This window comes from Botrimarina mediterranea (genome assembly GCF_007753265.1).
Taxonomy (GTDB): domain Bacteria; phylum Planctomycetota; class Planctomycetia; order Pirellulales; family Lacipirellulaceae; genus Botrimarina; species Botrimarina mediterranea.
In genome coordinates this window covers 4943350-4966824 of record NZ_CP036349.1, presented here as the reverse complement: position 1 = coordinate 4966824, position 23475 = coordinate 4943350, and the positions used below count along the sequence as shown (strand labels likewise).

Annotated in this window: 19 protein-coding genes, 1 tRNA gene and 1 pseudogene; 12 read left to right on the top strand and 9 right to left on the bottom strand. The window is 63.5% G+C overall.

Annotation, left to right across the window (positions count from 1 at the left end; translation table 11 throughout):
* Positions 1–5: 5 nt before the first annotated feature.
* A pseudogene (locus tag Spa11_RS23650) lies at positions 6–515 on the bottom strand (restriction endonuclease subunit S); the annotation flags it as partial.
* 32 nt (positions 516–547) lie between these two features.
* Positions 548–3322: a type I restriction endonuclease subunit R gene (locus Spa11_RS19110; RefSeq protein ID WP_145115430.1), complete on the bottom strand. Its 2775-nt coding sequence runs from the start codon at positions 3320–3322 to the stop codon at positions 548–550.
* 252 nt (positions 3323–3574) lie between these two features.
* On the opposite strand from Spa11_RS19110, the gene Spa11_RS19105 reads away from it, so the two are divergent.
* The 6 genes from Spa11_RS19105 to Spa11_RS23645 all read left to right on the top strand — a co-directional run bounded on the left by Spa11_RS19105 (position 3575) and on the right by Spa11_RS23645 (position 9789).
* On the top strand, positions 3575–4840 hold the full coding sequence (locus Spa11_RS19105; RefSeq protein WP_145115426.1) for a hypothetical protein: 1266 nt from the start codon (positions 3575–3577) through the stop codon (positions 4838–4840).
* Between the two features lie 218 nt (positions 4841–5058).
* Positions 5059–5370, top strand: coding sequence for a helix-turn-helix domain-containing protein (locus Spa11_RS19100; RefSeq protein ID WP_145115422.1), 312 nt, complete (start codon positions 5059–5061; stop codon positions 5368–5370).
* A gap of 563 nt (positions 5371–5933) precedes the next feature.
* Entirely contained in the window at positions 5934–7676 is a 1743-nt protein-coding gene (locus tag Spa11_RS19095) for a YfjI family protein (protein ID WP_197529519.1), read from the top strand.
* A 2-nt stretch (positions 7677–7678) separates the two neighbouring features.
* Positions 7679–8086 carry a hypothetical protein gene (locus tag Spa11_RS19090; RefSeq protein ID WP_145115413.1) on the top strand — a complete coding sequence of 136 codons (408 nt, stop codon included), beginning with the start codon at positions 7679–7681 and terminating at the stop codon, positions 8084–8086.
* Between the two features lie 160 nt (positions 8087–8246).
* The gene (locus Spa11_RS19085; protein ID WP_145115408.1) at positions 8247–8453 is read left to right on the top strand and encodes a helix-turn-helix domain-containing protein; all 207 of its coding nucleotides are present in this window, start codon (positions 8247–8249) and stop codon (positions 8451–8453) included.
* 4 nt (positions 8454–8457) lie between these two features.
* Positions 8458–9789, top strand: a complete 1332-nt coding sequence (locus Spa11_RS23645) for a tyrosine-type recombinase/integrase (protein ID WP_145117069.1) — start codon at positions 8458–8460, stop codon at positions 9787–9789.
* Here the strand turns inward: Spa11_RS23645 and Spa11_RS19075 are convergent.
* The 3 genes from Spa11_RS19075 to Spa11_RS19065 form a co-directional block, all read right to left on the bottom strand.
* Positions 9752–9824: transfer RNA gene (locus tag Spa11_RS19075), tRNA-Glu, on the bottom strand. The two genes, Spa11_RS23645 and Spa11_RS19075, sit on opposite strands and share 38 nt — an antisense overlap.
* 152 nt (positions 9825–9976) lie before the next feature.
* Positions 9977–10924, bottom strand: coding sequence for an ABC transporter ATP-binding protein (locus tag Spa11_RS19070; protein WP_145115405.1), 948 nt, complete (start codon positions 10922–10924; stop codon positions 9977–9979).
* Between the two features lie 100 nt (positions 10925–11024).
* The gene (locus Spa11_RS19065; protein ID WP_145115401.1) at positions 11025–13343 is read right to left on the bottom strand and encodes a hypothetical protein; all 2319 of its coding nucleotides are present in this window, start codon (positions 13341–13343) and stop codon (positions 11025–11027) included.
* A gap of 171 nt (positions 13344–13514) precedes the next feature.
* Here Spa11_RS19065 and Spa11_RS19060 point away from each other — a divergent pair, with 171 nt between their 5' ends.
* The 3 genes from Spa11_RS19060 (at position 13515) to Spa11_RS19050 (ending at position 15657) form a co-directional block, all read left to right on the top strand.
* Entirely contained in the window at positions 13515–14360 is an 846-nt protein-coding gene (locus Spa11_RS19060) for an ABC transporter permease (RefSeq protein ID WP_145115396.1), read from the top strand.
* 48 nt (positions 14361–14408) lie between these two features.
* Positions 14409–14723 (top strand): hypothetical protein, encoded by a 315-nt coding sequence (locus Spa11_RS19055; RefSeq protein ID WP_145115392.1) that lies wholly within the window; start codon positions 14409–14411, stop codon positions 14721–14723.
* 82 nt (positions 14724–14805) lie between these two features.
* On the top strand, positions 14806–15657 hold the full coding sequence (locus Spa11_RS19050; protein WP_145115388.1) for an ABC transporter permease: 852 nt from the start codon (positions 14806–14808) through the stop codon (positions 15655–15657).
* A gap of 630 nt (positions 15658–16287) precedes the next feature.
* Here Spa11_RS19050 and ispH read toward each other — a convergent pair.
* Together ispH and Spa11_RS19040 are read right to left on the bottom strand one after the other, a co-directional pair.
* Positions 16288–17223 (bottom strand): 4-hydroxy-3-methylbut-2-enyl diphosphate reductase, encoded by a 936-nt coding sequence (ispH, locus tag Spa11_RS19045; protein WP_145115384.1) that lies wholly within the window; start codon positions 17221–17223, stop codon positions 16288–16290.
* 142 nt (positions 17224–17365) lie between these two features.
* On the bottom strand, positions 17366–17557 hold the full coding sequence (locus tag Spa11_RS19040) for a hypothetical protein (protein ID WP_145115380.1): 192 nt from the start codon (positions 17555–17557) through the stop codon (positions 17366–17368).
* 784 nt (positions 17558–18341) lie between these two features.
* On the opposite strand from Spa11_RS19040, the gene Spa11_RS19035 reads away from it, so the two are divergent.
* The 3 genes from Spa11_RS19035 to Spa11_RS19025 all read left to right on the top strand — a co-directional run bounded on the left by Spa11_RS19035 (position 18342) and on the right by Spa11_RS19025 (position 20922).
* Positions 18342–18656 (top strand): flagellar biosynthesis anti-sigma factor FlgM, encoded by a 315-nt coding sequence (locus Spa11_RS19035; protein WP_145115376.1) that lies wholly within the window; start codon positions 18342–18344, stop codon positions 18654–18656.
* Between the two features lie 220 nt (positions 18657–18876).
* A complete protein-coding gene (locus tag Spa11_RS19030) occupies positions 18877–19395 on the top strand; it encodes a Fur family transcriptional regulator (protein WP_145115371.1) in 519 nt (172 codons plus the stop codon).
* Between the two features lie 213 nt (positions 19396–19608).
* The gene (locus Spa11_RS19025; RefSeq protein ID WP_197529518.1) at positions 19609–20922 is read left to right on the top strand and encodes a family 43 glycosylhydrolase; all 1314 of its coding nucleotides are present in this window, start codon (positions 19609–19611) and stop codon (positions 20920–20922) included.
* A 99-nt stretch (positions 20923–21021) separates the two neighbouring features.
* Here Spa11_RS19025 and Spa11_RS19020 read toward each other — a convergent pair whose 3' ends face one another.
* The gene (locus Spa11_RS19020) at positions 21022–21453 is read right to left on the bottom strand and encodes a hypothetical protein (protein WP_145115366.1); all 432 of its coding nucleotides are present in this window, start codon (positions 21451–21453) and stop codon (positions 21022–21024) included.
* 108 nt (positions 21454–21561) lie between these two features.
* Entirely contained in the window at positions 21562–23226 is a 1665-nt protein-coding gene (locus Spa11_RS19015) for an amidophosphoribosyltransferase (RefSeq protein ID WP_145115363.1), read from the bottom strand.
* Positions 23227–23475 lie beyond the last annotated feature (249 nt).

The following is a 23475-nucleotide window of genomic DNA, read 5'->3' as shown; positions in this document are numbered from 1 at the left end:
AGCCGCGAGAACAGCTCTTCGAGCTTCGCGACGATGCGGCGTTGCTCGTTCGTCGGAGGAACTGGAATGGCTACAGACCGGACAAGCCCGTTGCTGATATTCGATTGCGCTCCGCCCTTTCCTTGGGCGACGAGCTCAGCACGCTTAGAGAAGAGGTAGTAATACGCAAACCGCGTGTCGAATCCCGATGGAACCGGGATTGCACATACGGCTTGATTTGTACTTGCGTCGATCCCAAGGATTCCGAGGCGACCAACTGTTGCTCCGTACAGAGCAATACAAAGTGTGCCGGCAGGGACAACTTTCGCGTTGGATGCTGCAAGCCCTAGGTCAGTGATAGATTCTTGGGTGCTCCGAACAACGCTATCCCCGAGTTCACCTGACTTCACCCAGGGGATAGATCCGCCAAAGTAAGAGGCGTTGCTTCTACTGGGTGTGCCGCCCGTTTGCGTTGTCGTGATCTCACCGATAAGAGCTGTGGACCAGCCTCGAGGGACATCATCGAAATCAGACATTTATGATTACAGACCGCTTCAGCGCTATGCGACTATGCCGCGAGGGCCGTGTTGAGTTCGGCGAGTATCTCCGGCAGCTGGGGGCCGAACAATCGGTGGGCGGCGCCCAGCCCCCCCATCGCGTTGAACGGCACGTACTCTAGGTCGTCTGGCGCGATCGTAAGGCTCTCGGCGACGTGGTCGCGGATCGCGTCGAGCCAGCGGCGCTGGTCGGCCGTGAAGACGCGTCCCCCGGCTGCGCACTGGGCGAGCCAGGCGTCGTAACGCTGGTGGATCGTCTGCCGCACCGGCACGAGCGGCGATGCGCGGTCGAGGGCGTGACGCACCAGGGCCACCAGATCGACCACGGCGTCCCCCTCACGGCGGGCGACCCGGTCGGGCTCGACGGCTTCGAAGAGCCGCCAGAGCTGCGGCACGGGCTCGGCGAGCTTCAGGGCGGCCCGCAACTGCTCGCGCAGCTCCTTGACGTGCCGCAGCCGCAGCCCGGCCCGGTAGGGCTTGCTGTAGAGGATCTGCAGCGCCTCGAGCCGGTCGCGGTTCTCCTCGAGGTACTGGCGGAAGTCGGCGAGCTGCCCCTCGGCCTTCGCGCGTGCGGCCGCGTCGAACCCGGCGCCGAGTAGCGCGTCGAGGTTCTGCTCGTCGTAGACGATGTCGGCGACGCGCGACGTGGCGAGGATGGCGTCACGCAGCTCGGTCTTGCGGAACGGCCGCAGGGCCTCGCGGGCGCGGTCCGATTCGGCGGCGGCGATCTGCTCTTCGGTCGCCTCCTCGGCTGAGGCGAGCGCGTGGTCGGTGGCCGCTTGCTGGGCGGCGGCGTCCGCGTCGGCCGCGCTGAGCAGGTCGGCCGCCAGCGAGGCGATCGACTGCCCGCCGGCGGCCTGCTCGATCGTCTGCCGCTGCTCGGGGGTGAGCTTGCGGTCGAGCCGCGTCAGCTTGGCGGCCAGCGCGCTAGCGAGGTCGGCGTCGGCGACGCCCTTGCCGGCCAGGTCAAGCACCTTGTCGAGGCCGACGGTCGGCTTGCGGTCCAGCGGGCACGACTCGGTCTTGTCGCGCTCGCAGACCCCGACGGCGTCGACGATGACGAAGCGGTCCTTGATCACCGCGTCGCTGGTGACCTGCTTGAGCTCGGCCGGATCGACCACGCGGCAGCCGCGCCCCTTCATCTGCTCGAAGTAGGGCCCCGAGCCGACCGAGCGCATGAAGAGCAGGCACTCGAGCGGTTTGACGTCGGTCCCGGTGGCGATCATGTCGACCGTCACCGCGATGCGCGGGAAGTAGGCGGTGCGGAACTCCGCGAGCAGGTCGTCGGGCGAGCGATGGCTCTTGCTGGTAATCTTCTGGCAGAACTCGTTCCCCTTGCCGAACTCCTGGCGGATGACGTCGACGAGCTCCTCGGCGTGGTTGTCGGTCTTGGCGAAGACGAGCGTCTTGGGGACCTCGGTCCGGCCCGGAAAGATTTCGGTGGGGAGCCGGTCGCGGAAGGTTTTGATGACCAGGCGTAGCTGGTCGCCGCTGATGACGTCTTTCCCGACTTGGTTGGCCGTGTAGGTGACGTCGTTCTCGAGCTCCTTGTAACGCTTCTCGCGCGTCAGCCGGCTGCGGTGCGGCACCATGACGCCGGGCTCTTTGGCCAGCTTGGCGCCCTGCTGGGTGATCTGGGTCTCGATGCGGTAGACGTCGTAGCCGACGTTGACGCCGTCGGCGACCGCGCGGGCGTGCGAGTAGTCCTGGACCAGGTTGCGGTGGAAGAAGCCGAGCGTCTGGTCGGTGGGCGTGGCGGTGAGTCCGATCAGGAAGGCGTCGAAGTAGTCGAGCACCTGCCGCCAGAGGTTGTAAATGCTGCGGTGGCACTCATCGATGACGACGAAGTCAAACGTCTCGATCGGGAAGCCCGGCTTGTAGTCGACCGGCATCGGCTCCTTGCGGAGCGTGGCGTCGCCCGACTCGAAGAGCGATCCCTCGTCGGCCTCGTCGTCGAGCTCCTCGCCGCGTAGCGTCGCGTAGAGCCGCTGGATCGTGCTGATCACGACCTTGCTGGCCCCGGCGACTCCGGCCGAGCCGCTCAGCCGCTGCACGGGGTACTCCTCGGTGAACTTGTACTGGTTCTCGGGCGACTGGTAGTTCTGGAACTCGCTCTCGGTCTGCTTGCCGAGGTTGTTGCGGTCCACGAGAAACAGGATCCGCTTCGCGCCGGCGTGGCGGAGCAGGCGGTAGCAGAACGAGCAGGCCGTGAAGGTCTTGCCGCTGCCGGTCGCCATCTGGATCAAGGCGCGGGGGCGGCCCTCGGCGAGCGACTTTTCGAGGTTCTCGATCGCCTCGATCTGCGGCGCCCAGAGCCGCGTCGGCACCAGCGGCGGCAATGACGCCAGCCGCGTGCGGACCTGCCCGGCCGGGCCCAGCCGCAGCAGGCGGAGCAGCTCGTCGGGCCGGTGGAACGTAAAAACCTCGCGGCTGCGGGGCACGGCGTCGAGCGTCGAGGTGAAGCGGGTCTCGACGCCGGTCGACTCGTAGGCGAACGGTAGCGGCGACGCCCACGCCGGGAGCCGCTTGGGCACGCCGGCGAGGTACTTGCCCGACTGCAGCTCGACGCCGATGAGGGCGTGCCCCTCGGGCTTGGCCTCGATGACGCCGGCGATCTTCTCGTCGACGTAGAGCAGGTAGTCCGCGAACCCGCCGGTGAGCGGGAACTCACGCACGGCGATCCCCAGCCCGGCCGACAGGTCGATGGCCTTGGCGTCCTGAATGACCCACCCGGCCGCCACGAGCTGGCGGTCGATATTGCGGCGGGCTTGGGCTTCGGGGTCCACGTAGGGCGGGGCCGAGGTGACCGAGGCTTCGAGAAGGGGAAAGGGGCAGTATAGCTAGGCAACGGAGGGGAAGGGACAGAGGTTTTGGGGCCAGTGGAGAAGGCGCCAGAACAGCTATTCGACTCGGAGATTTCGACCGTAGAGGCCCCTAGTCGCCGGGAGCAGAATGCAGTTGATTTCTGTACAGGAACGGCAAGGTTCCCCTCGATGCGGTCAAAGTGCAGCCTTTGGATGATATTGGAGGACGCTTCTGTGCAACTCGAACGGGGCAATCTGCACCACGTCCGTTGGTACTACCTGCGTACTGGGCGAGTCTTTCGCCGTTTTGACGACGTTCGAAAACGTCTTGCAGCTGGTGATGAGCGAGCCGACGCCGAGCACCTGGCTCTACTGAAGCGGTACTCGCCTTCAACCGAGAAGTGCGACACCGATTTCTACCTTTTTAACTGCCACAGGGCTCGCGATCAGGCAGTGGCGTTCAATCCGAAGGTAGCGCGGGCATTCTCACGTCAGCGGCTTGCGTTCCTGGGATACCTGGAGGGCCGGTACGGACCTGGTCGCTTTGGTGCGGCGGCAGTCCGGCTCCGTGCCTCCTGGGAGCAGCACGCGACGCCCGACGCGGAGGTCATTCGCAATTGCGCCGCCGAGATACGGAGCCTGGTCGATGAGTTCGAGAGCCGTGCTCCTCTGTTGGGAGAGGAAGAGAAGTGGACGGATTCGAATATCGCTCGGCTGGGAGAGCAGAGGCTTCACGACATCAATCGGGAAAAGCAATACAAACGCGAGCGGTTTGTCTCCGTTCTCCAGCGCAAAGTCGGTGAGGCGATCTACTGGGCAATCGGAGCGGGCGCCTTTCAGGGCGACATACCGTACCTCTATGAGCTTGCTGTAGCTTTCGACGAAGAGCGTATCGAGGACGCCTATGCGCAGCTCTTCACCATCACCAACTGTACGTGGAGTCGCTTGCTCCGCCTTGGGTACGGAGGTACTAAGGGTTATCCAGGCAGCGAGTTCGATGTCGTTCTCGGCAACTACGCTAGAGAGACGCGTAGGCTGGTCGAGACCACGAAGAAGATCGCTCACCTATTCGAGGAAGAGGCGGAGTTTTGGGAGAACTCAGCGGGGCTGCAATCGAAGCCTGATCCGGCGCCGTCGGAGAACGGCTCCGGCGGCCATCGCAACCCCGGGTCCGGCACGAGACGGGATCCTCTTGCCAAAGCGAAAGCGATAGCCGGACTGCTAGAGCACCACGGATATTCCGATGACAGCATTAGCAACCTGGAGTCGACGACCCCAACAGTGCTGGCTAGAGAGTGTGACATCAAATCGAACACCACCGTATCCAACCTGATTAAATCGCTCTGGGGAGGGCAGCCTCAGTACGAGGCCGCCTGCGACAATGCGAGTCGCCGCGACAGAGACCGCGAGGCTTTCGTCGCGAAGCTGCGCCAACTAGCCAACGACTATTCGCCGGCCCGCGAGGCTTACGGGCCAGACCTTGACGGGCTCAATTTGTAGAAAAGTGGCGGGCGACTTGCCACGTCCACTCATCCACTTCTCCTAGTGGACGGGCTCAGTTTTTTTCTTCGCCGCATTTCTTGCGGATTGCTCGGGATTTCCTCGGCTTCTAAGCCGTCCACTCAGGTTCCTGGCAAGGGATTTAGTGGACGGCTCGGTATGAGTGAGAGCCTTGGCAATCACGCCTCGGCAAAGCCAATCACCCCGAGGGCCGGACGATGCTGACCCAACCCCGCTCCCGATCGGAGCACCCATCCGATGTGCTCACACTGAGCGAGGCTGCCCATTTGCTCAAAGTCTGTGACAAGACTCTCGCCGGCCTTGCGAAGAGTGGCGATCTGCCCGCCCGCCGCGTCGGCAACCAATGGCGGTTCAGTCGCCTGGCCGTGCTCGCCTTTCTCGAAGGCGGCCCGGCCAATCCTCCCGAAGAGGCGATGCCGACAGCCGCTGATAGCGGCAAGTCACAAACCAGTCCGAGTCGGAGCGCCCGGCCGACTGCAGCGGATTGGCGCCGGCGGTCGGGCTTGTAGGACCTGGTCCGCAACTGGTGAAGCGAACGAGTCCTTCCCTCAACAAGCAACCCCGCGCCGGCGGCAACCGGCGCGGGGCGCTCTCTGAAACTCACTAGCTCGGGCGCGTCTGAACAACGTGACGCCCGGGCGTTCCGCAAGGTACTTCTAATGCTACCCTATAAAGCTCCGTGGCGAAGCGAATCCGCCGCCATCCGCCGAGTTTTTTCTCAGATCGACCGCGCTGCTCGCAAGGCGGAACTTGATGGGGATGGTGAAGACTCATTTGCGCCAAGTTTGAAGACGCTCGGCGAGCAGCTCGTAGCCAATAAGCTTTTCCTCGCTGCAGCACTCGGTCCTATGGATGGGTGGCTCCGCGACGCGGCGATCGAGAGATGCCGCCGCATCGTGGCGACGTCTACACGCCCTCAAGCCGATGCCAACCGAACGGAGGGCGTCGCCAATGTCGCCCGACAGAAACGGCAGGAGAGCCGCCTCGGGCGAGAGCCGGCTGTTCCAGTCACATCCTTTGCGGCCGCGGAACTCGCCGGCCTGACGGAAGCCGTTCGCGGGGGGGCTGTCCGATGACGACTATCGACATTGCCGTCGGCGAGACCGGTCGAGATGGTGAGCACAAGGTGGTGGCCGTAAGTGATGGGCGAGTGCACCTCGACCGCTTCGACCCGGCAATCGCCTGGAAACGGACGAAGTTTGCGGAGGCCGCGGTAGTCGTTCTGGGGCTAGACGCCGACGCCGTATCCGAGATCGAAGCGAGGATCGCCACCGAAGTAGTGAAAGCTGACCTTGCCGCTGTCCAAAAGTCGAAGCCCGATACCGTAGCAGCCGCGCCACCCGACGCTTGGCGGCCGTTTCCGACGGACTCTCTGCCTGCAAGGCTTGCTGAATTCACTCGCACGGCTGCCCGATCGATCGGCTGCGACGAGTCTTTCATCGCGCTACCTGTCCTAGCGGTTTGCGGAGCAGCGATTGGGACCACTCGCCGGGTGCTGCTCAAGCCCGGTTGGGCCGAACCCCTGTGCATCTGGGCCGCCATTGTCGGCGAGAGCGGCTCTCAGAAGACACCGGCTTTTTCTGCGGCTATCCGGCCGCTGAAACGTCGGCAGGCGGAGCTGATGAAGGCTGCCGCGGCAGTTCGAGAAGCGTTCGATGCGGATGTAGCCGAGTACGAGAAAGCTCTTGCCGTCTGGAAGCGGGAACGCGGCGACAGCCCGGCGCCTAGCAAGCCGGTCCCGTTCCCTATCGGCCGCGTACTAGTCGGTGACGCAACAGTCGAGTCGCTCGGCCCAATCCTCAATCAGAATCCCCGTGGCGTTCTTCTAGCCCGCGACGAGCTGGCCGGATGGCTCGACTTCGACCGCTATTCCAAGAACGGCAAAGGGGGCAGCGATGTCTCGCACTGGCTGTCATGGTTCAATGCCCAACCGACGGTGATTGACCGCAGGTCCAATCCGGATCCGCTGTTCGTCCCTGAGGCTGTTGTAGGCATCGTCGGCGGGATCCAGCCGCGAGTGCTCGACCGCGCCATCGGCGGCGACCATCGTGAGAACGGGCTGCTGGCGCGGCTGCTCTTGGCGTATCCCCCCCGGCAACCGAAGAAATGGAGTGAACACGGCCTGCCTCCCGAAGAGGAGGATCGGTACGAGCGGCTGGTGATGCGTCTCTACGATCTTCAGCACGCCGTCGATGACAACGGTGACCCGGAGCCAATGTTGCTGACGCTCGATGCAGAGGCAAAGCGGCTACTGGTGGAATTTGTTAACGCCCACGGGCGCGAAGCAGCCGACCTAACCGGCGATGAGTCGGCAGCCTACGCCAAACTCGAAGCCTACGCGGCACGGCTCGCTGGCGTCTTGCACTTGGTGCGTTGGGCCGACGGCGACGTTCTCAAAGCCAATCGCATCGACGGGGTGACGATGGCGGCGGCAGTCCGGTTGGTCGAGTGGTTCAAGCGTGAGGTGCGTCGCGTCTACCGGGTGCTACGAGAGAGTGACGACGCCCGGGACCAGCGGCGAATAGCGGAATGGATCGCCCTGAAGGGCGGGTCAGCAACTGTCCGCGAAGTTCAACGTGGCTTCAATCGGCTCAAGACCGCCGCGGATGCCGAGGCGGTGCTGCAGGCTCTCGTGGCGGCCGGAGTGGGCGCCTGGGAATCTGTCGGCCCAGGAGAGCGAGGCGGGCGACCAACTAGACGATTCTCGCTTACCGATGCAGTGACAGACGACACAACCCCGTTAGGGACGGCGTGTGACGCGGTTCTGTCACCGGAAGCGAGCGGATGGGATGACGACGGGTGGGAGGCCGCATGACGATGTACCCCTCAGCCACACCAACCTCGATGCAGATGCTTGTCACGCTGCTCGATAGCTGGGGCGTCGCGCTGCGAGTCGTGAACGGCGACTTACAGCTTCGAGACCCAGAAAAGCGACTGACCACGGCAGATCGGGCGATGGTACGGGCGTACGCGGCAGACCTCGTCCGGCTGCTGTCAGACCCCCCCGTGGATGCACACTACCAATCAACCGCCGCTCGCTATCCAACCGAGTGTCGATCATGTGGGGCGGACCTTAAGGGCGACTCGGTCGCGTATCGGACGGACCATCAGGGTGAACTCCTCGAGCGTTGCGTCTCCTGCGGAGAGACATGGTTGTGGGGCGAACCTTCGCCATCCGATGCCCAGGGCGACTTGGTGACGAAACCCCGTGAGTCCCGACTGTAGCTAGGTTCTGTCGCTGTCGACGACAGAACGATATTCGAACAAGGCGAGGACTCAACTCAGTTGAAAAGGGCGAAAGTGGCCTAGGGCAGAGGCGTCAGGCCCCACTCTAGAGCGGCCAAAGCAAGTAGACTCGGTTCGCCTTTTGTGTAAAGTAGTATACATGTCAGCCAAGCGTAAGACGATCGAAGATGTACTGCGCGAGAGACTCGCCGGCGATCCGGCGAGTTACTATGCCATCGCCAAGGCGACCGGGATTACGCACCCGACACTGATGCGATTCGCCAAGGGAAAGGGAGGGCTACGGCTCTCCGTAGCGGCGAAGCTTGCCGAGCACTACCACTTAGAACTGCGTGAGCGTCAGGAGTAGACCCATGGCTTCCGTGATCACCGAATCCACCAAGAGCGGCCGCAAGCGTTACCGCGTCGCCTTCCGCGACGAGCACGGCGTTCGCAAGGCGATTCGGCTGGTCGGCGTCAGCAAGCGTGACGCCGGCGAGATCGCGTCAAAGGTGCAAGCGATTATGTCGGCGCGAATCTCAGGGGCGCCTCTCGCAAATGCCGTCGCCGAATGGGTTGCTGGCATCGGGGATGAGCTGCACTCGAAGTTGGCGGCCGCTGGACTTTGTCAGACGCGACGCAACGCGACGCTCACCGCGTTCATCGATGGCCTCATCGCCGAGTGGGAGGCAAGGGAAGGAAACGCCAAACCCGCGGCACGAACACTGATCAACTGGAAGGCGGCGCGGCGCAAGCTTAGCGACTACTTCGTCGAGGACCCGAAACTCTCGGCACTAACTCCCGAGCAAGCGAAGGGTTGGCGCGTGTGGTTGACCGAGATGCACGCGTCCGCCACCGTGGCGGCTCACGTGAAACGGGCAAAGCAGTTCTTTCGTGAGGCCGTGGAAAGGGGCTATCTGCAAACCTCACCGTTCGAGGGCCTCGTCGCCGGTGACGACAGCAACGCCGAGCGGAAGGCTTACGTGTCGGTCGACGACGTTCAGAAGCTCATTGATGTCGCTCCCGACGCCGAGTGGCGATTGATGATTGCACTGGCTCGCTACGGGGGTTTGCGAACCCCGTCCGAGACTTTGCGATTACGTTGGACGGATATCGACTGGGAGGCCGGTGTAATGAGGGTGACCAGTCCAAAGACAGCGAAGCAAGGCAAAGCGTCGCGCGTCGTGCCGTTGTTCGAAGAATTACTGCCCTACCTGCTGGACGCCCGCGAAGTGCGCCCGGAATCCGAGTTCTGCATCTCCCGCTACCGCGACCGCGAGTCCAACCTGCGGACTCAAATGGCGAGACTCATTGACCGCGCTGGACTCCAGGCGTGGCCGCGACTGTGGCACGCTTTGCGGGCGAGCCGAGCGACCGACTTAGCCGATCGCTTCCCGTCGCATGTCGGCGCCGAATGGCTCGGCCATACCGAGGAGGTCGCTAGGCGGAACTACCGCACGGTGACGGCTGAGCACTTAGCGATGGCGAGGGGGGAGGGCGGCGTCCGCCACCCTGGTCAAGACGCCAACGTAGAGGGCCGAAGGGGTGACGCAGGGGGTGGAGCGCAAGGGGGCGGAAAACGCCAGAATCGAGTAGCAAGTAGCGCTCCACCTCAAACGAAAAACCCCGCGAAACTCAGTGTTTCCCGGGGTTTGGAGAGAGCCGCAGTACCCCGTAGGGGAGTCGAACCCCTGTCTCCGCCGTGAGAGGGCGGTGTCCTGGGCCACTAGACGAACGGGGCAGGACAGCTCGGCTGGTTTCAGCCGAGCCACATAGTATCGGCGTTTTAGGGCGGGCGGGCAAGGACCCCCTTGGGATTGCGGATTATAGATTTCGGACTGCGGATTCTAGTAGGGCGGACTTTAACGCCATCTCCAATCCGGCAATCCGCAATCAGCTCGTAATTCCCTGCGTCAGCGTCATGAACGCCGTCTCGAGGTTGATCTCGTCCTCCTTGAGGAGCGTCAGGGCGTAGCCGGCCTCGAACAGTGCCCGGGCGATGTCGCTGGGGTCTTGGGCCTCAGCCCGCAGGGTCACCGTCAGGGGGGCGCCCGGCTGGCTGGAAGGGGCGACCGATTCGACCTGCGGGAGGCCCGTGAGCAACTCGGCGGCGCCGTCGAGGGTCTTGCCGTCTCGTTCCGCGACGGCGACCTTGAGCACCGTCTGCTGGCGGACCTGCTTCATCACGTCGGCGACGTCGGCGTTCACGATCAGCTCGCCGCGCTCGATGATGCCGATCTTGTTACAGACGTCCGCCAGCTCCGGCAGGATGTGGCTGCTGACCATGATGGTCTTGCCCATGCTGCGGAGCTCCTTCAGCAACGCACGGATCTCGATGCGGGCGCGGGGGTCGAGGCCCGAGGCCGGTTCGTCGAGCAGCAGCACCTGCGGATCGTGCAGCAGCACCCGCGCCAGTCCCAGACGCTGCGTCATGCCGCGGCTGAGGCTCGTCACTAGCGCGTCGCGCTTGTAGCCGAGGTCCACGAGGTCGAGCACGTCGTCGCACACCTTGCGACGCTTCTCGCCGCGGATGCGGTACGCGGCGGCGAAGAACTCGAGGTACTCGATCACTTTCATGTCGTCGTACACGCCGAAGAAGTCGGGCATGTAGCCGATCGCGCGGCGGATGTCTTTCGGCGCGGTGTAGATCGAGTGGCCGGCGACGTACGCCTCGCCCCAGGTCGGCTGCAAGAGCGTCGCCAGGATGCGCATCGTTGTCGTCTTGCCGGCGCCGTTAGGACCGATGAAGCCGAAGACGTCTCCCGCCTGGAGCGAGAGGTTGATCTCACGGATGGCGAAGAGCTCGCCGTACTTCTTCGTGAGGCCTTTGATTTCGATCATGGGTAGACGCGAGTTGTTGAGGCGCTAGGCGCTGGTTGTCAGCCGGACCAACACGAGAAAATCGGAGCCGTGGGCGGTAGCCGTCGGTGCGAACGACCACTCATTCTTCGTCGGGCCCTGTTTTCTCAATGGGTAGAAGGAACCGCACGAACACCCAACTGCGTTGACTTGGAAGGGTCTCTTCGTTCTCGCCGAGTTCAACCAGCGGCCCCTCGGCGCGCACCAACTCGGTGCGTGGGCCGTCATCGATCTGTGCGAGCAGGATCGCCTTGCCCGCAGCGAGGTGATTAGCGAGGTCGAGGTCGTGCAGGTAGCGACTCGCCGCTTCGCCATCGCTGGAGGTAAGTGAGCCAACCGATAGGGCATCTCCCATCGCCGCGATGGTGGTCCAGCGGTTGTTACGTGCGTAGGGATTCGTTTCGGAGGCCTTGCCGAGCAACGTCGTGATCCGCAAGGGTGACACGCCTGGGTCGACCGATTTCGTCTCGCCGTCTCCCATCGCGCCGAGTTTCCAGGCCCAGGTCCCGTACAGCAATCGGCAGTCGGCGAGGTCGATCCCGGTGTCGTTGGTGACGCTCCCCTCGACGAGGCCGCCGCCGTCGGGGGCGAGTTGTGATTCGACGACGCGGCCGGTCTCGCCCGAGTAACGTGAGACGAGCGTTTTGGTGCTCCAGACCTGCACGGGCATGCCGGCGACCGTGGGGCCTTGTAGAGGTCCCGCCACCAACGGCGTCGCGTCGATCTGGTAGTTGGGGGCGACGCCCGACTGGCTGTTGCTGCTGGACGACTGCATGCCGCCGAGCCCCATGCTGGGCTTGCCGAGCCACGCCGTGCCGCTTGCGGTGGGCGTCATTGATTCGCCTGTCAACGTCTTCGGCGCTAGCGACACATCGTAGCGCTTCGCCGTCGGGCTGAAGAGGTGCGTGATCAATCGGCCCCGCGTTGCGCCGTCGGCTGTGTCGATGTCGATGATCTCGACTTGGTTGACGCGGAGCTTGTCCCCCTTGAGCCAGTAGGCGCCGAAGTACGCCGCGGCGCTCGTCGCGGCGACGAGAATCGGGAACGTGACCCACGTCGCCTCGACGCGGCGTAGCACATTCTTGACGAAGAAGTAGTCGCCCGGCCCGATCAAGAGCAGGTACAGAACCACGAGGCCTACGATCGCCAAGAACGGCGTCGTGCGGACGCCCACGAACTCGTCGTCGAGCTTCGCCAGCAGCGTGTTCACAAGGTCCTGTTGCCAAACCCGCCAATCGCCGTACCTGCGCGATTCGTCCGGCGGGTTGAAAGGGAGCCGCAGGAGTTGACGCACCAGCGCGTCGCGACCGTTCCAATTGGCGATCGCCGGCGCGTCGAGGTCGAAGGCGACGAATGTCACCTCGCCGAAGCCGACCGGCGCGCGGATTACCAGCGGCGTCTCGGTCGCGGTGCGGCCGGCGTGTGCGAGGACCTGGCCCCGAGGATTCTCGACGAGGGCCAAGTTGAGTGTCCCGACTCCCTGATTGATCACGCCCATGTCGGGGGCGCCCGACACGTCGGCGAAGCGTTCGATGGCGCTGGTGTCGGCGATACTGCTTGGGCCGGCGTAGTCGCCGGGCAGGAGTTCGGCGAGCGGGCCGCCCTCGGCCAGCATCGTCGCTGAGGCGGCGCCGCAGGAAAGCACCAATCGCCCGCCGCCGCGGACCCATTCAACCAGGGCGCTGAGGCGCGGGTCATTTGCTGTTAGTTGCCCGAGCCAGCCGGCAGAAGCATCCAACGCACGGGCGCCGGTCGTTAGGACAACCGCATCGACGCCGTCGTAGCCGATCGCATCGGGTGGCAAGTCGTCGGGATTGGTGATCAACGTCGCGGCGTTGCCGACGGCGCCGTATCCCTCCGCGTCGGATTCGAACGCCGCCCCGACATCCGCTCCCAGTTGGACGAAGAGTCGGTTGATAGCGGAGTTGGCGAGCGGCAGTTCCTTGCCGGCTTTGATCTTCTCGAAGTCGCCGTTGGTGACCGGGAAGACGCGGCGATCGATTTGCCGGCCGTCGGCGTAGACCCGCACCTCGATCGGAGCGTTCTGCTGGCCGACCCGCACATAGAGCCGTTCCTCCGACTTGACGCCGGGCTGGGTGGAGAAGGGGCGGGCGCTGGGTGTCGTGGTAGCGACGCCGACGCCATCGCTATCGGGCGTGATCGCCAGGACGGTGACTCCGACCGGCGCGTCACCCCCCTCGACGACCACCCGCAGCGGCGCCCAAAAGCCCACCTTGTAGCCGTCGCCGAGGCCCAGGTGGGCGCCGACGATCTTCGGGCTCTCGGCCGCCAACGCCGGAGCAGAAACCAGTCCCCAAAGGGCGAGGCCTAAGGAAAGGTGGCCTATGGCCAGCAGGCGGAACGCCGTAACGGTCAGGGCGCGGGCCAAGAGTCGCGTCATACCGGGGCGGCGAGCGGCGGGTTGCGGGGCGGTTAAGAGCAGGACTCTCTATTGTGGCTGGCCGTGGGCGTTCCGTCGACCACTGGAAAATCTCGGCCCAAAGGCCAAGGATCGGTAGTCCCTGCCGGCTAGACGCCACTCCCCAACTCTTGCTTCACGAACCCACGCAGCATGCCTCTTGCAACCGCTCAGCCGACCGGCCTCTCGGCGGCGTGGATCATCTTTCGGACCTGCGTCGAAGAGCGTCTCGTTTATCGAGGCGACTTTGCCCTGGGGACGCTGATGCGGTTCTTGCCGATCATCACGCAGATCTTCCTCTGGACGGCCGTTTACAAGGCAGCGGGCTCGTCGATCGGCGGCTTCACCCGCAACGACGTCATCGCCTACTACCTGCTGACGATGCTCGGCCGCGCGTTCAGCAGCATGCCGGGCTTGGCGTCGGGCATCGCGATGCAGATCCGGACGGGCGAGATCAAGAAGTTCCTGATCCAACCGATCGACTTGCTGGAGTACCTGCTGCTGGCGCGGCTCGCCCATAAGATCGTCTACTACGCGGTGGCCGCGGCGCCCTTCGCGCTGGTCTTCTGGCTGTGCGGCGACTACTTCCCGGAGAAGTGGCCCGACGCGACGACGTGGGCCGCGTTCCTGTTGTCGCTGGTGATGAGCTTCGCGCTGGGGTTCTACCTCGAAGCGACGCTCGGCATGATCGGCTTCTGGTTCCTCGAAGTCAGCTCGCTGCTGTTCGTCTACATGCTGGCGAACTTCTTCTTCTCCGGCCACATGTTCCCGCTCGACTTCCTCACCGACTCGGTTCCGGGCTGGGTCGCGTCGCTGCTCTGGTTCCAACCGCTGAAGTTCCTGGCCTACTTCCCCGCGGCGGTCTACCTCGGCAAGATCCACGGCCCCGAGCTATGGCAAAACCTGGCGCTGCTCGCCGTCTGGGTCGTGTTCTTCTACGTCGCTGCGCGCGTGGCGCTACACCGCGGCCTGAAACGCTACAGCGGGTTCGGAGGGTAGGGAACCGCCAAGACGCCAAGAGCGCCAAGGATCGCCAGGAAAGAAAGTATGCCAACACAACCCCAAATCACTGCATTGACCAAGCGGCAGTTTTTCTTTCATGGATTGCATCTCTTGCTGTTAGTGATCGCGACCGTTTGGCCCACTTGGGGACCGCCGCAATTCAGATATACCGGAAGTAATCCCGATCGGCCGGTATGGAACTTTGGCTATCCCGTGTCGGCTTTCATCTTTGACGAAGAAGTCTTACCAGCTTGGCATATGGGACCATTGACTAGGACATGGCTGATTGTCATGCCCATCTGGGTGGTTGGCGTCCTCTCGGCAAACATCGTCTGGAATCAGTTGCGTGTTGCGAAATAAATAGCAGTAGCTCAAGACCCAACGATTGAGTCGGTTAAGACCTAGGCATTCTTGGCGCTCTTGGCGTCTTGGCGGTTAAAAAATGAAAGACTCGCTCTGGCTCTACCCGCAGTTGTTCTGGACGTTCGCGCGGAACTCTTTGATCCGCGACATGACGTTCCGCTCCAACTTCCTTATCGAGGCGGTGAGCAGCGTTGTTTGGATGGCGATGAACCTGGGGTTCTACCTGCTGGTGTTCCTCAAGATCGAGGAGAACCAAGCCGCCAGCGGGCAGGCGAACATCGCCGGCTGGGAGAAGCCGGAGTTTCTGGTGTTCATCGCCACGACGATGCTCGTCAACAGCGTCGTGCAGGCGTTCTTCATGCCCAACGCCGAGGAACTGAGCGAACTGGTCCGCACCGGCGGCCTCGACTTCGCATTGCTCAAACCGATCGACACGCAGTTCCTCGTTTCGCTGCGGAAGAGCAGCTGGTCGTCGCTGGGGAACTTCGCCGTTGCTCTGCTGCTGATTGGCTACGCCGTGCCGCAACTCGCTTCGACGCCGACGCTCGTGGCGTGGCTCTTGTACCCGCTCTACATCCTCTGCGGCGTGGCGATCATGTATTCGATCATGATCTCGCTCGCCGCCACCAGCATCTGGCTCGGCCGCAACCAGACGCTCTACGACTTCTGGTTCTACATCACCAACTTCAGCCGCTACCCGATGGAGATCTACCAGGGCAACTGGCTCGGCGACGGCCTCCGCCTGACGTTCACGTACCTGCTGCCGGTGCTGGTAGTGATCAACGTCCCCGCCCGAGTGCTGGCCAAGCCGCTGACAGGCGACTATATGGGTCTAGCGGTCTTCGCCCTGGTGGCGACAGCCCTTGCTTTGGTGGCAAGTCGTTGGGTCTTCAAACGGGCGCTGGAGAGCTATCGCTCGGCGAGTTCATAGGGTCCGCTGTGCGGACCGTAGCTTACGGGCAGCAGTGCAAAGGGCCTAAATTGCCGCACACGTTCGCACGGTCGATCCTATATTTCGCCTAGACCCGGGATTCGAAAGTTGGCTTCCTCATAGGGAGCGAACCATCTGCCTATGGGGAATCTAGGTAGAAGGTTATTCGCCTGTAAGTGCTCGATGTGGTGTCGTTTGCAGAACGTTGAAAATTTCACATTCGGTGAATCGCAATCATCAATCTTGCAATTTGACACACCTAGCACCGAGCACTTTTCTCGATAAAACTTGCCAACCACCGCTAAAAAAATCAGCAACTCATCAGGCTGCACGAATGGTCGATCAGCCCATTCAAGGTCATTGATGGGGGGAACACGAAAGAGATAGGGGATGTTTCCCCAATTCCAAGCCAAGCTTCGCTGCCAATACTGAGAGCACGACTCACATTCGAGTAGCCAGTGCTCTTCCGAGGAGTCGGTGCAGCGATGCTTGAGCAGACTGATCAGTTGCTTTGTATGCTTAGCTCGCGAGCTGATCTCTTTACGCAGCAATTCGAGGTCTGCGAATTCGATGCAATTGCAAGAAGACATACCACGTCTCTTGTGGACAGCTCTCTGATAAGAAACCGACCTAAGACGAAGCCAACTGCCGCAGTTCTTTTGGTAGCGGGAACGACACGCTCTCCTCGCGCACGAGCCGCGGCTCGACCGTCGCGCCAAAGGTTTCTTTGAGGTAATCGAGCATCGCGTCAACAACCGTCTCGGGCGCACTGGCGCCTGCGGTGACCAGGACCGTCTCGGCGCCTTCGAGCCACTCGGGCCGCACGTCTTGGGGGCCGTCGACGAGGTAGGCCGCTACGCCGCGTTCTTTGGAGAGTTCCGCCAGCCGCTGGCTGTTGCTGCTGTTTTGGCTGCCGAGGACGAGGGTCACGTCCGCTTCGGCGGAGAGCTTAGCGACGGCTTCTTGGCGGTTCTGCGTCGCGTAGCAGATGTCGCTCTTGGCGGGGCCGGCGATGAGGGGGAACCGCTCGCGCAGCCGGGCGATAATGCGGCTCGTGTCATCAACGCTGAGCGTCGTCTGCGTCAGGTAGGCCATGTGCTCGGGGTTGGCGACTTCCAGAGCGTCGACGTCCTCGGGTGACTCGACAAGCAGGATCGCCTCGGGCGCTTCGCCCATGGTTCCAATCACCTCGTCGTGCCCCTGGTGGCCGATCAGCACGATCGTGCGGCCCTCCTTTGCGTACTTGATCGCTTCGAGGTGGACCTTCGTCACCAATGGGCAAGTGGCGTCGATTGCCGTCAGCTGACGGGCCTTGGCCTTCGCACGGACCTCGGGGGAGACACCGTGCGCGCTGAAGAGCAGCGTCGAGCCGACGGGGGCGTCTTCGAGCGAATCGAGGAACACCACGCCCTTGGATCGAAAATGCTCGACGACGTGCCGGTTGTGGACGATCTCGTGATAGACGTAGATCGGGGCGCCGAAGGCCTTGAGGGCGAGCTCGAGCGAGTCGATCGCCATGTTGACGCCGGCGCAGAACCCACGGGGGCTGGCGAGCAGAACGCGCATAGAGGTAGATAGTCCGGTAGACCGTTAATACGGTAGGGCTCGGAGTACGAACCGCAAACGACGCGATAGCCTAACGGACTATCTGACTACCAGACTACGGGCCGACTACCAGACTACCGGCTTAGTTTCGCCGAGCCCTTTCTCAGCGAGGTTTTGGCTTCCGCGCCTTGGGTCCCTTCGGGAATCGTTCACGGTGGCCCTTCACGAACTCGCGCAGCGAGTCCAGAGTCTCTTGATGCAGCGTCTCAAACGCCTCGGCCGGGAGGCGGATCGGGTGGAACTGGCCGAAGGTATCGACGGCGAAAACCTCTTCGGCGGGGGCCTTGGTGTTCATGGGAGCCTCTTCCCGTGAGCCCGGGAACGACTGACCGATCGAACGTCGGACCTGCGCCCTGGTGCTTGCAATACGGAGGACAAATCGGGGGGGTTCTCTGGTTCGGGGCAATTGAGCGGATTGCTCAACCCGTCGCGATTCCCCCGCTAAATCTCCAAGCGGGACTTCGCCCGAGATGTGACGGAATTGGCGGGGATTTCCGCAGTAAAGCGGGTGGCGAGCCGGCGACGCGAGTCGTCGGAGTGACGTTGGTACCCGCTTCCCACCGACGACTAACGTCGCCGGCTCGCCTTGTTGCCCCGACGCCACACGCCACCGGCCATCCCGTGTCGCCTCCACGCCTCACGTCGCCCGTTCATCCTGCCCGGTCGGCAAAGTGGGCGTGGGTGTGCTGATCCGCCGCGGAGGCAATTCTTTGCAGCCTGGTTCGGGATTGACCCGATTCCATAGACAGACTCATCGCGGAGCCGCTGGAACGCTCGCCTCACAGCTAGCACTGGCAGCGGCCGCTACATGGAGGGCCCCGAAAGGGGCGGAGTCGTCGAACCCTCGCTGGGCCGGCCCGTAGGATACGGGCCTCTCAAATCCCAGCGAGTGCTGCTTTGGCGAACGGGTCAGACGGAGCTGGCCGGGAGAGAGTCCCGCGGCGTTTTCCAGTGGGTTGCCCCCGATTAGGGTTTGGCTGCCAGCCGGGATCGCTTACCTTCATCCGAATCGACCATCCTTAACGTAGCCGCTAGCGGCATTGCGATTCTGAATCGCCCGCAAGCGAGGAGTCCCTACGATGCAGATCCACGGCACCAACCAGCTTCACGGCGCCCAGGGGCTCAGCGGCCCGCATTTCCGCCGTACCGCCGCCCCGAGCGAGGCGACCTCGACGGGCCAACCGGCGGACCGCGTCGAGATCTCGGCCGAGGCCTCCGAGGCGGCCCGCGTCGCCGAGTTGGTCGAGACTCGGGCAGCCGAGCACGTGAAGGGCCCCGATGGCGTCAGGACGGGCTTGGTGGCCCGCCTACGTAACGAAATCGCCGCCGGCACGTACGAGTCGGCCGACAAGATCGACGCCGCCCTGGACCGACTGCTTGACGAGGTAGGCTGATCCGCTGCGGCCCCTTGCCCTAGTTTCTCAGTTGAGCCACGAAAAGGCACAAAGGGCACAAAATTCAAAGCCCACGAATCTTAGGATTCGTGGGCTTCTTCCTTGTGCCTTCCGCGCCTTTTTGTGGCTCGCTCTTCTTTGCCCCGCCGGACGACTTGGTTGTGACCGGTAGGTCGTGGGCCTAGAATTGAGCAACCGCTAAATTCTCGATGGCAAGGCAATGATCCAGGATTCTCACACCGACTTCTCCCTCGGCGAGGTGCGCGTCTCGATGACGCCGCAGGAGCGGTTTGACGAGTACCTGCAGAGCAAGGGGAAGCGGACCACGTCGCAGCGGCGGGTGCTGGTCGATCATGTCTTCTCCCGCCACGAGCACTTCGACGCCGACGAGCTCATCGACCAGCTCAATCGCAAGGCCCGCGGCGCGGATCGCGTCAGTCGGGCGACGGTCTACCGGGCCCTCGACGAACTCGTCGAGGCCGGTCTCCTGCGGAAAATGTCGCTCGGCAGCCGCAGCGTCTACGAGCACGACTACGGCTACCCCCAGCACGATCACCTGCACTGCACCGAGTGCGACGAGCTGATCGAGTTTCGCAGCGACGAGCTGCTGGCCCTCCGCGAAGCGGTCGCCCGCGGCTATGGCTTCCGCGTCACCGGCCATCGTCTGACGATCAGCGGCGTCTGCCGGGCATGCGCGGAGAAGCGGCATCGAAAGATCTCGCCGCTCGACCTGATCTAGCGGGCGTTAGGTGTCACGCAAAGTCGCCAAGGCGCGAAGAAAAAGACGCCAAGGATGCGGTTCCGTAGCGATTGTTTGGCGAGCCGGCGACGCAAGTCGTCGGAGTGATCCGCAGGAAATCGCTCGCGAATTTAGTTTTCTTCGGTTAGGATGACGGCGTCGTTGGGGGTTTTCGGCCCCACGCTCTTGCCTCTCCTCCCTGATTTCGCGCCGATGTCCCTGACTCGCTCGCTGCTACGGCTCCGCCCCTTCTTGGCCCTAATGCTGCTGGCCCTGATGCCGCTCGCACTGCCGGGCGTTTCGCTGGCGGAGGACGTGATCCTCTTCCCGTACTTCGACGCCAATGGGCAAAACGGCGTCTATCTGTCGTGGAGCAAGGACGGCCGCAACTTCGAGCAGGCCAACGGCGGCAAGCCGATCTTCACGCCGCCGCAGTGGGGCGGTGGGCAGAACCTTACCCGCGACCCCTCGATCGTCTACCACGACGGCCTGTTCCACATGGTGTGGACGTCCAACTGGAGCGGCACGATCTTCGGCCACGCTTCGTCGCCCGACCTGGTGACCTGGTCCACGCCGCAGCAAGTCCAGCCGTTCCCCCAGGGCGGGGAGCAGCCCAACAACGTCTGGGCGCCGGAGATTTTCCGCGACCACGTCGCCGAGGACTACAAGATCGTTTGGTCCTCGACGCTCCCGAGCGAGTTCAACGACGGCGACGGCAGCCAAGACCCGCACAACGGCGACCACCGCATGTACTACATCGAGACGACCGACTTCCAGTCGTTCTCGACGCCCGAGCTGCTCTTCCAAGACGAAGGCTACAGCGTCATCGACGCGCACGTCGTTTGGCAATCGACGGGATCGGGCGCTAGCGATGGTCGCTGGGTGATGTCGCTCAAGAAAGAGCAGGGGACCGAGCAAGGGGGCAAGAACATCCGCCTCGCGTTTAGCGACGCCACGATCGGTCCGAGCAGCTTCGGCCAAACGACCCAGCCCGTCGTCGGTCCCGGCACACCGATCCGCGGCAACGAGGTCGCCGAGGGCTCATCGACAGTCTTCTGGGACAACGAGTGGCTGATGTACTGGGACTCGTACGGCAACGGCCACTACTCGATGGCGTCGTCGCCCGACCTGACGACCTGGACCGACGAGACCGACGACCTCTCGTTCCCGGTCAACCACCCCCGCCACGGCTCGGTGTTCATCGCCGACAAGGACGATATCGGCTGGCGCCTCGCCGCCCGCGCCGACCTCAACGACAACGGCATGCTCGACACGGGCGACTGGACGATCTTCAACGCCAACCACCTGACGAGTCTCGCGCCCTACAACGAGCTCGAGCGTTCCCTCCGCGGCGACCTCGATGGCGACGGCGACAACGATTTCGACGACTTCCGCTTGTTCCAGTCCGACTACGACAAAGCGAACGGCCAAGGCGCCTTCGCCGCCCTGCGCGCCGTACCCGAACCCGGCGCCGCGGCGCTAATGACCCTCGGCATCGCCGGCGGCGCCGCCCGGCAGCGCCGTTGAGTTAGGTCTCGCGCAGAGACGCAGAGAAAGAAATGGAGAGCCCACGACGCGAGTCGTGGGAGGGCCTCACATAAAGGCTCAATGCCGCGAAGGGCATCGCTAGGTCGGAGTGGCGAAGCCCTTTGGGTTCGGCGTACGCATCTCTTTTTCTTCGTACCAAACGATCTGAGAAACGCTGGCGTCCTCCTGGAGAACGTCGTGCATGGCTTCGATGAGGTTGCCGAGTTCACGGCGACAATGCCGACGACGCCATGGCAACCAGCTGAGAGGAGAGGGATTGAAGAACGCTAGCCAATCGCCTTCGTTCTGATCTTGGAGGCGGCCGATCCCCACCCAGTATCGTGCGCTGTTGCGGTTAACGAAAACGACGACTCCCCAATCTTCTTGGCAGAGTTCTTCGTTGATTTGAAGATTCGGAACCTTTCGCAACAGGTCCACGAACCAGATCGCCCCGTCGGTTGAGAGCAGCAGTTCGTTGTCGGGGACCGGGACAAACGGAGCTGGGTAGCGAAAGCAAACGTTGGTTCGCATCTTCGCGCCTTGGCGTCTTTGCGTGAGTCCTCCCACGACTCGCTTCGTAGGCTCTCCGACGAATCGCTGCGATCCGTTCCTCTGCGTCTCCGCGTCTCTGCGCGAGTCTTAAACCCCAGCCCCTTCGTAGGTCCGCGTCTCGCCGGCGCCGCTCGTGACTTGGTCGAGGGCGATTTGGTAGAGGCGTTGGCCTTCGGCCGTGGGGTAGTCGCCCGTGACACAGGCGCGGCAGAGGTCGCTGGCGGGTTTTTGGATCGCGCGGGCGATGGATTCGACCGGCAGGTAACGGAGCGAGTCGGCGCCGAGTTCGGCGGCCATCGCGGCGTAGGCGGACTCGGGGTCTTGGCCTTCGCTGACAAACGGCGGGGCGAAGAGCTCGCCGACCGTGGACATGTCGATGCCGTAGAAGCAGGGCGCGACGATCGGCGGGCAGGCGACGCGGACGTGGATCTCGCGCACGCGGCCCACGTCGCGCAGGCGGCCGATGAGGGCCCGCATCGTCGTCGAGCGGACGATCGAGTCCTCGACTAGGATCACCTTCTTCCCTTCGAGCACTTCGCGGAGCGGCGTGTACTTGCTGGTGACCTTGGCCCAGCGGGCGTCGCCCCCTTCGATGAAGGTGCGGCCTGAGTAGCGGTTGCGCATCAGGCCCTCGACGCTCGGCACGCCGAGCTTGTACGCCATCGCGTCGGCCGCGGCTTTTGAGGTGTCGGGGACCGGGACGACGACCGTGTCGGCGTCGATCGGCAGCGTTTCGATCGAAGCGAGTTCTTCGCCGAGCGCCTTGCGCGCGAGGTAGACGCTGCGGTCATCGAGCGAACTGGCGACGTTCGCGAAGTAAACCCATTCGAAGAAGCAGTGCGCGAGCCGAGGCGAGGGGGCGTACTGCTCGATCTTGAGCTCTTTGTGGCCGTCGGGACCGTCGGCGATCGTGATCGCCTCGCCGGCGCCAAGGGCGTGGATGTTCTCTTGCTCGAAGCCGAGGTTCAGCAGCGCAACGCTCTCGCTCGCCGCGGCGAAGAGGTTGTCCTGCAAGCCCCACGCCACGGGCTTCATCCCCAGCGGGTCGCGCGCGACGAGCATCTCGCCCTCGGCGTTCAGCAGCGCGATGCTGTAAGCCCCGTCGAGCCGCTTACCGACGCCGCGCATTACATCGATCAATGAAGGCTGCGGCGCGCCGGGCGGCAGGTGCTCGCTCGAGCGCTGCCGCGCGAGCTCGTGCATGAGGATCTCGGTGTCGCTTTTCAGCGCGACGTGGTGCTCGTCCTTCGAGAGAATTTCTTCGCGCAGGGCGCCGTAGTTGGCCAGTTGGCCGTTGAAGCCGAAGGCGAACCACTTCCGCTTTTGCAGGTGGCGGTGCTCGAAGGGCTGGGCGAAGTTGATGTCGTCCTTGCCACAGGTCGCGTAGCGGACGTGGCCGATTGCCGCCCGACCGGCGTAGCGCGCCATCAGCGCCTCGGCCTTGCCGCGGTGGCTGAGCCGAAACGCCTCGCTGACGCCGCCGAGTTCTTTGTAGGTCTCGAGCAGCAGGTCACGCCCCGGCGCCCAGGTCGTCATGCCGGTCGACAGTTGCCCGCGGTTCTGGATATCGAGCAGCATCCGCGGCAAGAGGCGCGACACCTCGCCGGGTCCCTGCGGCGGGCACAGCGGGCTTGTGGCGCCCGGCAGGTGGTACAGCGCGGCAATCCCACATTCGTGCCGAGGCCCGTCGTCTTGCAGGCCGTCTTCGTACGGGCCAACTTCGTGCAGGGAAGCGTCGTCTTCAACGGGCATGGGGGCCGCACGGGGCGAGTGAGCGAGTGGCGAGACTACGTATTCTAAGGCGTCCAGGACCCGCGGGGGAGCGGTCTCTTTGCGAACAGATTTTTCGCTGCCTGGCGGCATTCTGGCAGAAACCGTTCGGGACCAAGCAACCGTCGTTAGGCAGCTAACAGTGAGCGGTTGTGGCGATCCGTGAGGCGCGTACAGTGCCCCGTTCCCGCCGTGTGGCTCGGTTGTACGGGCCGCCACTCCACCCTCCGG